The sequence below is a fragment of the Chitinophaga parva genome, assembly GCF_003071345.1.
In the GTDB taxonomy this organism is placed as follows: Bacteria; Bacteroidota; Bacteroidia; order Chitinophagales; family Chitinophagaceae; genus Chitinophaga; species Chitinophaga parva.
Genome location: NZ_QCYK01000002.1, coordinates 1,075,107 through 1,086,865, shown reverse-complemented (window position 1 = coordinate 1,086,865; position 11,759 = coordinate 1,075,107). Strand labels below are relative to the sequence as shown.

At 53.8% G+C, this 11,759-nt stretch carries 9 protein-coding genes; 4 read left to right on the top strand and 5 right to left on the bottom strand.

From position 1 onward, the window contains the following. The first annotated feature begins 2 nt into the window (after positions 1-2). The 4 genes from DCC81_RS14750 (at position 3) to DCC81_RS14735 (ending at position 7,490) form a co-directional block, all read left to right on the top strand. Complete coding sequence (locus DCC81_RS14750) at positions 3-1,913, top strand: RagB/SusD family nutrient uptake outer membrane protein (RefSeq protein WP_108687378.1); 1,911 nt, start codon at positions 3-5, stop codon at positions 1,911-1,913. A 30-nt stretch (positions 1,914-1,943) separates the two neighbouring features. Then, on the top strand, positions 1,944-3,179 hold the full coding sequence (locus tag DCC81_RS14745; RefSeq protein ID WP_108687377.1) for a DUF4959 domain-containing protein: 1,236 nt from the start codon (positions 1,944-1,946) through the stop codon (positions 3,177-3,179). An 18-nt stretch (positions 3,180-3,197) separates the two neighbouring features. Further along, positions 3,198-4,424: a DUF4998 domain-containing protein gene (locus DCC81_RS14740; RefSeq protein WP_108687376.1), complete on the top strand. Its 1,227-nt coding sequence runs from the start codon at positions 3,198-3,200 to the stop codon at positions 4,422-4,424. Positions 4,425-4,544: 120 nt separating this feature from the next. Next, positions 4,545-7,490: a discoidin domain-containing protein gene (locus DCC81_RS14735; RefSeq protein ID WP_108687375.1), complete on the top strand. Its 2,946-nt coding sequence runs from the start codon at positions 4,545-4,547 to the stop codon at positions 7,488-7,490. A gap of 81 nt (positions 7,491-7,571) precedes the next feature. On the opposite strand, the gene DCC81_RS14730 is transcribed toward DCC81_RS14735, so the two are convergent. The 5 genes from DCC81_RS14730 to DCC81_RS14710 all read right to left on the bottom strand — a co-directional run bounded on the left by DCC81_RS14730 (position 7,572) and on the right by DCC81_RS14710 (position 11,738). Next, positions 7,572-7,946 carry a DUF5856 family protein gene (locus tag DCC81_RS14730; RefSeq protein WP_205686339.1) on the bottom strand — a complete coding sequence of 125 codons (375 nt, stop codon included), beginning with the start codon at positions 7,944-7,946 and terminating at the stop codon, positions 7,572-7,574. 224 nt (positions 7,947-8,170) lie between these two features. Further along, positions 8,171-9,526, bottom strand: a complete 1,356-nt coding sequence (locus DCC81_RS14725) for a sulfatase-like hydrolase/transferase (protein WP_240612992.1) — start codon at positions 9,524-9,526, stop codon at positions 8,171-8,173. A 546-nt stretch (positions 9,527-10,072) separates the two neighbouring features. Beyond that, complete coding sequence (locus DCC81_RS14720; RefSeq protein ID WP_108687372.1) at positions 10,073-10,642, bottom strand: YciE/YciF ferroxidase family protein; 570 nt, start codon at positions 10,640-10,642, stop codon at positions 10,073-10,075. Between the two features lie 89 nt (positions 10,643-10,731). After that, positions 10,732-11,136 (bottom strand): DUF6496 domain-containing protein, encoded by a 405-nt coding sequence (locus DCC81_RS25860; protein WP_108687371.1) that lies wholly within the window; start codon positions 11,134-11,136, stop codon positions 10,732-10,734. Positions 11,137-11,240: 104 nt separating this feature from the next. Then, positions 11,241-11,738 carry a CinA family protein gene (locus DCC81_RS14710; protein WP_165806594.1) on the bottom strand — a complete coding sequence of 166 codons (498 nt, stop codon included), beginning with the start codon at positions 11,736-11,738 and terminating at the stop codon, positions 11,241-11,243. Between the last annotated feature and the right edge of the window lie 21 nt (positions 11,739-11,759).

Here is an 11,759-nt window from a genome sequence, read left to right as displayed (position 1 = left end):
ACATGAAATCGTTTTATACCGTCTTATGCATTACAGGCCTGCTGCTACTGGGCAGTTCCTGCCAGAAATACCTTGATGTGGTACCACCGGATGTAGGTACCCTGGACTATGCCTTCAGAAGCCGCAATGAAGCCGAGAACTATCTCTTCTCCTGCTACAATGCCATCCAGGGTTTGAATGATATGAGCCGCAGCCCGGCCTTCACCACTTCTTCGGAACTGGTGTACCCGCTGAACCTGCCCGGCAATCCACTGAACATTACCGGCTTTTCACTGATCACCGGTACGCAGAACACAAACAGTCCTGGTTTGAATTACTGGGATGGCGGCGGCAACGGCATCAACATGTGGCAGGCCATCCGCAAGTGCAATACCATGCTGGAAAACATAGATGAACCGGCAGACCTGGGCGCGGCCGAGAAAGCACGCTGGATTGCCGAAACAAAATTCTTAAAGGCCTATTATCACTACTATCTCTTCCGCCTGTACGGGCCTATTCCCATCGTGGACAAGAACCTGCCGGTGGAAGCCACGCCGGACCAGGTGCGCGTAAAACGCCGCCCGGTGGATACCGTGGTAAATTACATTGCCGGCCTGCTGGACCAGGCTATCCCGGACCTGCCGCCTTCTATTGAGAACCCGGCCAAGGAACTGGGCCGCATCACCAAACCCGCCGCCATGGCCATTAAAGCAGAACTGCTGGTAACGGCAGCCAGCCCGCTGTTCAATGGTAACACGGACTATGCATCGTTCAGGGATAAAGACGGGCAACTGCTGTTTCCCGCCTATGATGCTACCAAATGGCAAAAGGCCGCCGATGCGTGCAAAGCCGCCATCGACCAGTGCGAAGCAGTGGGCCTCCACCTGAACAACACCTTCGCGGCTGCACCTAACGTGACCAACCTTCCGGACCAGATCCGCCAGGAGCTGGTGTTCCAGACCGCGCTTACCCAACGCTGGGACCTGAACACAGAACTGATCTGGTCACTGAATGCCATCTGGCATGGGCAGGAATACTGCATTCCCCGCATGACACAGCTGGCTAACCAGAACGACAATGACAACCCCGCGTATTTTGCTGCGCCCATCTCCACAGCTGAACTGTTTTATACAAACAATGGTGTGCCCATTGAAGAAGACAAGAACTGGGATTACAATGACCGCTACCAGTTACAGGATGGGGATGCTGCCAATGCGAACTATATCAAACAGGGATATACCACCATTAAGGCACACTTTAACCGCGAATCCCGCTTCTATGCCAGCATTGGCTTTGACGGCGGCATCTGGTTTGGCAATGGCATCCTGGATGGCAGCAACCCACATTACGTATCGGCCCGTGGCCAGTCTTCCCTGGCAGGCCCCAAGACTTTGCAAAAGACCAACATTACCGGCTACTGGCCCAAGAAACTGGCCAACTACCTGACTGTGTATGACAATGGTTTTAACTGGACGGATTTTTCCATGCCGGTCATGCGCATGGCAGGGCTGTACCTGCTGTACGCAGAGGCGTTAAATGAAGTGAGCGGCCCTTCTGCGGAGTGCTATGCCAACATTGACAAGGTGCGCAACCGCGCCGGCTTACCAGGTGTTGTGGATGCATGGGCGCAGTACTCCAGGAACCCGGGCAAACCTTCTACCAAAGATGGCCTGCGCGCTATCATCCACCAGGAACGCCGCATTGAACTGTGCTTTGAAGGGCAGGCTGGCTGGGACCTGAGAAGGTGGAAGGAACTGCAACTGGTACTGAGTGCGCCGCTGAAAGGATGGAGCATTTACGAAGACCAGGCCATCAACTACTACCGTCCCAAGAACGTGGCTATTCCGGTATTTGGTACGCGTGATTACCTGTGGCCCATTTCTACTAACAGCCTGGTGGTGAACAGTAACCTGGTGCAGAACCCGGCCTGGTAACCCGATTTTTAAAACGCTTTACACTCCGTTATGAGAACGATCAGAACATTCCACTATAACACGATGATCATGGCGCTGGCAGCTGTGACCAGTGTGACATTGCAGGCCTGCCAGAAAGATAATTACCGCCAGCCACCCTCCGGCGGCAACAAACCGGGCGTAGTGACAAATGTACGCACCCAGGCGCTGAACGGGGCCGTGGTAGTGCGTTACGACCTGCCCAAAGACCAGGACCTGCTGTATGTGGTGGCAGATTATAGCATCCGCCCGGGTGTGAACCACGAGATCAAATCCAGTTATTTCTTTGATACACTGCGGCTGGAGGGATTCCATGATGCGATCGACTACCAGGTGACCCTGAGAGCCGTGACCCGCTCCAACAAAGAATCTGATCCCGTGACCATTACCGTGCACCCGGACACGCCTTATTACACGCTGGTGCGCAAATCACTGCAGGTAGGCGCGGACTATGGCGGCATCAATGTGCAGGCACTGAATACGACCAACAGCGCCATTGCCATCAACACGCTCACCATTGATCCGGCTACGAACAAATTTGCCATTGCCGATGAACATTACACTTCACTGGATACGATCAACTATGCGGTGCGCGGCTTCCAGCCGGTGTCCACCAGGTTTGGCGTGTATGTGACGGACCGTTTTGGCAATATCTCCGATACCCTGATCACGGACCTTACGCCCGGTGTGGACCAGGTGCTGGACAAGACCAAGTTCTTCAACTACATCATGCCCAGCGATGCATTTATTGGGTATGGCGGCGTGGTGCCCAATATCTTTGACGGCAACACCACGGAAGATAACAACGCCAATGCATGGCAAACCACCATTGGCACCAGCCAGCGCCTTATGCAGTGCACCTTTGGCCTTGGCCCTACCAGCTACAAGCTCACGCACTTTATGATGTACTTCCGCGATTATGGCTATAACAACCCAAAGGATTTTACGATCTATGGGTCCAACACAGACCATCCCGCAGATGCGGTGACACCCGGCAATGTACCGGTGGGTACGCAAACCGGCGACTGGATAGCACTGGGCAATTATCGTGTTCCGGACCCTCCTTCCGGGCTGCCACAGGGACAAACCAATGCGGCCGACAAAGCCTACATGAACAACGGCATTGACTTCAGCATGCCCAAGAACCTGCCGGCCGTGAAATACATCCGGATCGTGGTGACGGATACCTGGTTTGGACTGGACTACACGATCATCCGCGAAGTAACTTTTTCCGGCGCTCCGCAATAACTACAAACCGTAAAGACAATGAAACACACATTCCGCAACCTATCATGGCTGCTCTTTGCCGTAAGCATCCTGGGCTGCTCCAAGAAGAATGAAGCCTATAAAGACCTGCTGGCCGGCGGGGAGATCTACTACCCCGGTATTATCCAGCACGCCGGCTACCGCGCCGGTAACCTGCGTACCATGCTGGTATGGAATCCCAGCCCGGACCCCAAGATAGCGCGGTACAAGATCCTCTGGAACAACGGTCAGGACTCCACCACCATGAATGCCACCAGTCATAACCCGGAAGACACGGCCGGTATCATTATTCCCAACCTGGCAGAAGGCACGTACAATTTCAACGTGTATTCGATAGACTCCGTAGGCAGGAGCTCCATTGCGGTGAACATTAACGGCGTGCGCGTATACGGCCCCAAATACCAGGGCGGCCTTTTCAACCGTGCTTACAACGCCGCCACGCCTTACCTGCTGGACCTTTTGCAGGGCAATGTGCGGGTGCAGTTCAATACACCAGACTCCATCAATACTGGTACAAAAGTGATCTTCACCGATAATAACGACCAGGTGGACACGCTGGTGCTCCCCGGTGACAGCAGCGGCATTACCCTGCCCAACTTCAAATTTGGCACCCAGGTAACTTTCCAGTCCAGCTACATTCCCCAGCGCAATGCGCTGGACACCTTTACCGTTGCGGCAACCAGCACCTTCCCGGACATTACCCGCGCGGGTGATGTAACCGCGGTGTTCATCAAGAATGCAGGCAATCCTTTTTACCGCAGTGACAATGGCAGCGGCAAGTGGGGCCTGCCCAAAGACTGGCAGGTGAATACCAATGTAGTGAACCAGAACAATGACCAGGGCGGCGGATGGTCCACCGACAACGGTGGCTGCATCCATTTTGAAGCAAAGAACTGGGGCGATGCACCGATGCTGAACGGCAAGGTGTACCAGTCCTTTACCCTGCCCGCCGGCACGTACGACCTGGATGTAACCACCGCTGGTTATGGTGGCACCATAGATGCCAACGAAGTGGTGGCCACCGGTACTTTCCTGCCGGATATTGACAACCTGGATGGCAATGCCACGATCCTGGCCCGCTACCATGGTGACCAGAACAGCATAGGCGGCACCCACACGCTCACTTTTACCATTCCGCAGCAAACCACTGTCACCTTTGGCTGGGTGGTAAGCGAGCAAACTTATACCTATCTGCAGTTTACGAAGGTTGTACTCCGGATACGGTAGCAATCCAATCCCGGGAGGCCGCTCCAAAACGGGGAAGCGGTCTCCCTTTTTTAAACCCGGAAACTATGCGGCAACCGGCATCTCCCGCCGGCGCCATATTCTTTTTATAACATTCTCTTCATGAAAAGCATTTATCCTTTATTCGGCCGGATGTGCCGGATACTTTGCCTGCTGGGCATTCCAGCGGTAACGCATGCACAACTGGACCGGGTGGACCTGGGCAGCAGCTCCCGGCAGGACTGGTATGTAAAAGCTGCTGCCGGCACCACCACCGCCAAAGATCCCGGCATAGCCCTTACCGGGTGGACCAAGGCCATTGTGCCCGGCACCACCTTTGGCTCTTTTGTAGCGGCAGGACTGGAGCAGGACCCCAACTTTGGCGACAATATCAACAAGGTGGACCGCCGTAAATACGACCAGGACTACTGGTACCGCACTACCTTCACCATACCCGCGGCCTATGGGCAGAAAAGGACCTGGCTGAATTTTGATGGGGTGAACCGCAAGGCCAGTGTTTATGTAAACGGGACCCTGGTAGGCAGCCTTGATGGCTTTATGACCCGTGGGCATTTTGACATTACCCGCCTGGCGAATGCCGGTGCGGAAAATACACTGGCGGTGCTGGTAAGCATACCACGGCAACCGCTGGCCAATGCGGGCAGCCCCAATTACCTGTCCAGCGCAGGCTGGGACTGGATGCCCTATGTGCCAGGCCTCAACTCCGGCATTACAGACAAGGTGTACCTGACCAGCAGCGGCGATCTTACCCTGCAGGACACCTGGGTGCGCAGTGAGCTGCCCACCAATGCAAAGGCCTACCTGTCTGTATCCACCCAGGTGCAGAACCATACCGGCAATGACATGGATGCCATCCTGGAAGGGACCATCATGCCGGGCAACATCCGGTTTTCCAAAAAGATCCGGGTAAACCATGGCAACGCCAGCGACATCACGCTCAGCAAGCGGGATATGGAGCAACTGGTTGTCAATAACCCCAAGCTCTGGTGGCCCAATGGTTATGGTGATCCCAACTGCTATACCCTGAACCTGCAGCTGCGGGTCAATGACCAGGTAACTGATGCACAGACCGTGACCTTCGGCATCCGCCGTTACAGCTATGACACCACGGGCAATGTGCTGCATATTGCCATCAATGGTACACCGGTGTTCATCAAAGGGGGCGACTGGGGTATGTCTGAATACATGCTGCGCTGCCGCGGCGCGGAATATGACCTGAAGATCCGCCTGCACAAGGACCTGAACTTTAACATGATCCGCAACTGGCTGGGCTCCGTGACGGACCCGGAATTTTATGAAGCGTGCGACAAGTATGGCATCATGGTATGGGATGAGTTCTGGCTGAATGCCAATTCCAACCTGCCGGCAGATCTCAACGCGTTCAATGCAAATGCTATTGAAAAGATAAAACGCTTCCGCAACCATCCGTCCATAGCTATTTGGTGTGGGGAAAATGAAGGCTGGCCGGAACCACCGCTGCGCAACTGGCTGCAGGAAGATGTACGTGTGTTTGATGGTGATGACCGCTATTATCAGTCCAACTCCCACGCGGACAACCTGACCGGCAGCGGCCCGTGGGGCGCGCATGATCCGCGGTACTACTTCACGGCCTACCCCACCGGCTCCGGCGGTAACCTTGGCTGGGGGCTGCGTTCGGAACTGGGCACCGCGGTATTTGTGAACTTTGAGAGCTTTAAAAAATTTATGCCGCAGGACAAGTGGTGGCCCCGCAATGAAATGTGGAACCAGCACTACTTTGGTCCCAACGCTTTCAACGCCGACCCTGACGGTTATGACCGTATGATCACGGAAGGTTATGGCAAGCCCAAAGACATTGAAGATTATTGCCGCAAAGCGCAATTTGTAAACCTGGAAAGCAACCGGGCTATGTATGAAGGCTGGCTGGATCACATGGGAGAAGATGCATCCGGCATTATGACGTGGATGAGCCAATCCGCCTATCCTTCCATGGTGTGGCAAACGTATGATTACTACTATGATCTTACCGGTGCCTACTTTGGGGTAAAGAAAGCCTGTGAGCCTTTGCACATACAATGGAACCCGGTAGATAATGCCATCAAGGTAATAAACACCACGCGGCAGGATGTGGATGACCTTACCGCCACTGCGGAGATCTACAACCTGGACGGGCACATTGCCGCGCAATACACGCATACTGCCGTGCTTAGCTCCCCGGCCCACAGCGCGGCTACCGCCTTTGCGCTGGACTTCAACACGGACCACCTGGACCTGGCAAAGGGCAAAAACATCGCTGCCTCTTCCGCACCGGATGCCGCGGCCAATGCCAATGATGGCAACCCACACACCCGCTGGTCCAGCCGCTACAACGATGACGAATGGCTCTGCGTGGACCTGGGCAGGGAAGAAGTAGTGAACGGTGTAGGGCTTACCTGGGAAGACGCTTATGCAAAGACCTTCAAAATAGAAGTATCCAATGACAACGAACACTGGCAGCAGGTATACAAAACAGATAACGGCCACGCAGGCCCCATGCAGCTCACCTTCCCGGAAGTAACCGCCCGCTATGTACGCATGCATGGCATGGAGCGCGGTAGCGGATGGGGCTACTCCCTGTTTGACTTTGCAGTGTACCAGGGCGATGTGCCCAGCTCCGGGCTGAGCGATGTGCATTTCATCAAGCTGAAGCTCACGGACAGCCATAACAAGCTGGTGTCTGAAAACCTGTACTGGCGCGGCAATAAACGGAAGGACTATACGGCGTTGAACACGCTGCAGCCTGTAAACCTTTCCTGCACGTATACCACCAGGGAAGTGGGCAACCGGACGTTTGTGAATGCAGTGATCAAAAACCCCGCATCGTCAAAATCCGCCGCCTTCGGCATCCGCATGAACGTAACCCGCAATGCAGACGGGCAGCAGGTACTGCCGGTATTCATCAGTGACAACTACTTTACGTTGATGCCCGGTGAAACCAAGACGGTGCAAATGGAATATGACAACACCCCGTATAAGCACGATAGCGTGAAATACAGTGCAGCACCATATAATAATTACATTGTACATTGATCAATGTTGCTTACTACATGGATGTGGTGAACACGAAAAAGCCTCCGGTTGCGGAGGCTTTTTTTGTTTTACAGACATGCCCTACTCCAACCGCTTCAACCGGAACAACAGCTGCTGCACCGCTTCCTGGAAATCATCCAGAATAGCCTGGGTGAATTTTTCAGGGAAGTCCTCGCGGTTCTTATCCACGTAAGTGTAAAATTCCTCGATGTATTTGATGTAATTCTGGGGGCGGCGGGTTTCAGGGATCACGATCTCCAGGGTGCCCATCACGGCAATGGAGGTTTCCACCAGCCGGTCTGTAACATCAGTGAGGGTGTCAATGGCCTGGTCCAGGGAGATGTGGGCCTCATAGCTACCCCGCCCGGTGATGGACCAGTGAATGAGTTTTAAATTGTTGCGGAAAGAGATGATCTCCCCCAGGAAGTCGATCACCGTTTGTTTTTTGTTTGCCATATGCATGCAGTTTTAATTGATAATAGTGCGTTATCCTCACCGCTGCGCCACAAATACCGGTCCATACGGTAGCGCCGGCAGCAGATATACCATAACGGCTTGGGCCTTAACTTGGCAAAGAAGTGAGCGCGGCTTCGGCAACCTGAGATAAGGGCACCTTGGTATAAATGTAAAAGCGGCTGCTTCCCACACAGGAAACAGCCGCTTTTTGTTATACAGGGCATTTACATTTTGGCGTGCGCTTTATCCGGGTAGTTGTTGAAGAGGATGAGCATCCGCTTATACACTTCAGGATCCCGGTCTTTACGGTTCTCCCGTTCACCGGGATCTTCGGAGATATTGAATAGTTCTACCTGCCGCTGGTCTTTTTGGGTGATGATGCGGAGCTTCCAGTCACCATCCCTTACCGCCTGCAGCTCGTTATTGTGTACGTAATAAAATGGCTGGTGCCGGAAGCCCGTGGCCGTGCCGGTGAGCAGGCCCGCAATGGATTGTCCATCCAGTGCTACATTACCGGGTAGTTTGGCCCCGGCCCACGCTGCCAGTGTGGGCAGCACATCCAGGCAGGTGACCGGCTCCCGGATCACGCGGGGGGAGATGTGCCCCGGCCAGTATACAATGAAAGGCTCGCGGGTGCCGCCTTCGTAAGTAGTGGCCTTGGAGCCGCGGAACACGCCTGCATAACCGGTATGATTGCGGTGGGTCACGCCATCGCCTTCCATACGGGCATCGTAATTATTCCAGGGGCCGTTGTCACTGGAGAACATCAATACGGTGTTATTTTCCAGGCCTTGTTCTTTAACCGCCGCCCAAATGGCTGCTATCCGCTGGTCCATTTCATTGATCACGATGCCCAGCTCTCCTCCTTTGGAAAGATCACCTTTCTGCTGGGCGGCAAACCATACTGGCAGGTGGGGCATGTTGAACGCCAGGTACAGGAAGAAGGGTTGTTCCTTTTTCTGCTGCCGGATGTAGCGGATGGCTTCCTGGCTGTAAAGGTTCGTCAGGGAGCTATCTGCCGGTCTTAAAACTTCCGGCGTATAATCCCGGTATAGTTTAATGGTGGTATCGGTCTTAACGTAAGGTGCGCGGTAATCATGGCTGTACAGCAGGCCGTAGTAACTGTCAAAGCCATGTTCCAGGGGCAGGAAACCCTTTTTATCCCCCAGGTGCCACTTACCGATCATGGCGGTGTTATAGCCGGCGGATTTCAACACATTGGCAATGGTCAGTTCATTGGGCAATAACCCCATGGAAGAGCCGGGGCCCAGCGGGTAAGGGATGTTATACCGGGTGGGATACCGGCCGGTGAGCAGCGCGCCCCTGGAGGGAGAGCAGGTGGGCGATACCACGGCATAATTAGTGGCGCGCACCCCCTCACTGGCCAGTTTATCCAGGAAAGGCGTTTCTATCACCGGGTTGCCGTAGCAGCCCAGGTCCGCATATCCCAGGTCGTCTGCCAGCACAAAAATGACATTGGGCCGTTGCTGGGCCGGCGCTTTCACCGGGGAAAATGCCGCCAGCAGCAGGAAAAAGATCATTATACTGATGGGACGATTGAAATGAGTAGGGTGCTTCATAAGCTGACAGCTCTTATTTTGTATGAGATCGGGTTTAGGTCCCCTAAAGTACACATCCTTGTTTACCGTTGCAATCCATCTTATAACACGCAACCAAAAACTACCCTTCTTACTTACCACCATCCTTGCAGCCCTTGCATTGCACTCACCCGCTTACGGCCAGGGTAATACCCGGCCGGAAACCCTGGATATAATGTCCTCCCCTTTCAGGCCACCCCAACCCGGCGCCGGAGCACCAGCGCCACAATATTTACGCATGAGCCTGTACCTTTTTACGCAAAATGTGTTATGATTGCATTAAATATTATTATCCCGGGAATGCTGCAATAGCCCCAGAGCCTGTAAACTATGAGGTCCACGAAACGAAAACAGGCGTTAGATTTTGACGCCATGATTGAAGAGCGAATAAAGTCAGAGGGCAATAAACGCTGTCCTGTATGCAGATCGGTACTGCCCGGAGATCATACTGGCCCTTGCCTGGTATGTCACCAGCTGCCCCCCAAACGGAACTTTTTCCTGAGGCTGTTGCTTTTCTGGAAAAAGTAGTCAGCCGGCTACTTGTCCTGCCGGTTCCTGGCTGGCTTCGTAGTTGATGTGTGCTTCCGCTATTTCTGTGAGCAGGGCATCTGCTTCATCTTCTTCGGCCAGGGTATCTTCCTGGATGGCGGCTACGTCATCCAGCTTCAGTGTGCGGGCCAGGGACACCAGGCTGCCGTAAGTTGCAATTTCGTAGTGCTCCACCTTCTGTGCGGCAATGATGAGCGTCACGTCCCGCTCTGCGCTGCCAGTGGGTGCCTTATCGATCACGCGCCAGCCTTCATCAAAAAGGCCCTGCAAGCCTATGCTTTGCCTGGGCTCTGCCGGCATGCCCATGGCGGCAAACACCCGCTCCAGGCGTTCCACGTGCTCCCTGGTTTGCACCCGGTGCTGGCTAAAAGCGTCTTTCAGCTCCGGGCTGGTGGACGTTTCGCTCATGGTATCCAGTACATCCAGGAAAGTTTGTTCTCCCCAGTACAGTTCTGCCAGCATGGAGGAAAAATAAACCTGCAGGCGGGATTGCTGGTCAGCGCTGATCTGCTGTTTTGCTTTCTTTTTTTTAGGGGAATTCTTTTTCATCGTTGTTAATTTAATGCTTACAATAAAAGAAGGCCGGCGGCATTGATGCCCGGCCTTCGTAATTCTTGATCCGTTATCAAATCTGGACGCTAGGCAGATTTGCTCGTTGCTTTCTTACGGGTGGATGCTTTCTTGCGGGTAGCCTTTTTTGCAGCGGCTTTCTTGGGCGCTGCTTTTTTTGCGGACGCCCGTTTGTGTGTAGCCTTCTTTGCGGCTGCTTTCCTGGGCGCTGCTTTCTTTGCCGCGGACCTCTTTGCGGTAGCTTTTTTAGCGGCAGCCTTTTTAGTCGTCGCTTTCTTTGCTGTAGATTTTTTAGCTGCTGCTTTCTTAGGCACCTTTGCTCCTTCCTTGCGGGCTTCAGAAAGACCAATGGCGATGGCTTGTTTACGGCTGGTCACCTTCTTCCCGCTACGGCCGCTTTTCAGCGTGCCTTCCTTCTTTTCATGCATGGCGCGTTCTACTTTATCGCCCGCATGTTTGGAATACTTTGCCATGTTGTTGAATTTATAGTTAGGAATTAGTAAGTCATCCTATTTCATATCAACCGGCATACCAATTTTTTTACCTCCATGCCGTAAAAGCTACGGTGGAGCTGGCTTTAGCGGGATGTGTAGGTATGCTGGCAGCATTCCAGCAATGCATCCAGCAGGTGTTCCGTGTAGTACAATTGTACTTCCATCCCCTCCTGTTCACCTACCGTTATGCGGCCTGCTTTGATCACCTGGTCATTGCAGGCAATCGCATAAAAGGCAAACACAGTGTCAATATGCTTCTCCGGCATTTTGGCGGCATAGCCGGTAATTCCCAGGCCATAGCTGGCGGAAAAATTACGGGCTACCTGCAGGGCCATTTGCGCTGCCACCGCGGGCGATACACTGTTGCATGCTTCTGCCTCAATGGGCTCTACAAACAGGTGGCGGGCCTTCTGGCCCAGGTTATACGCTGTAATGCCGCCCTGGAAGAATTGCGCGGCGCCGGTGGCTTGTGATAATGCCGCCTGCACATGGCCGGCCGTTACGCTTTCTGCCACGGCAATGGTTTCATGATGCTGTACCAGCATGTCTTTCAGAAGATTGATCTTTTCAACAGGATACATTGTTTCCGGGCTTTTAAGGAG

Coding starts and splice junctions, on each gene's coding strand:
- DCC81_RS25860 (WP_108687371.1), bottom strand. CDS start 11,136: ATGGCAAAGTATTCCAAACATGCGGGCGATAAAGTAGAACGCGCCATG.
- DCC81_RS14725 (WP_240612992.1), bottom strand. CDS start 9,526: ATGAAGCACCCTACTCATTTCAATCGTCCCATCAGTATAATGATCTTT.
- DCC81_RS14740 (WP_108687376.1), top strand. CDS start 3,198: ATGAAACACACATTCCGCAACCTATCATGGCTGCTCTTTGCCGTAAGC.
- DCC81_RS14750 (WP_108687378.1), top strand. CDS start 3: ATGAAATCGTTTTATACCGTCTTATGCATTACAGGCCTGCTGCTACTG.
- DCC81_RS14720 (WP_108687372.1), bottom strand. CDS start 10,642: ATGAAAAAGAATTCCCCTAAAAAAAAGAAAGCAAAACAGCAGATCAGC.
- DCC81_RS14735 (WP_108687375.1), top strand. CDS start 4,545: ATGAAAAGCATTTATCCTTTATTCGGCCGGATGTGCCGGATACTTTGC.
- DCC81_RS14745 (WP_108687377.1), top strand. CDS start 1,944: ATGAGAACGATCAGAACATTCCACTATAACACGATGATCATGGCGCTG.
- DCC81_RS14710 (WP_165806594.1), bottom strand. CDS start 11,738: ATGTATCCTGTTGAAAAGATCAATCTTCTGAAAGACATGCTGGTACAG.
- DCC81_RS14730 (WP_205686339.1), bottom strand. CDS start 7,946: ATGGCAAACAAAAAACAAACGGTGATCGACTTCCTGGGGGAGATCATC.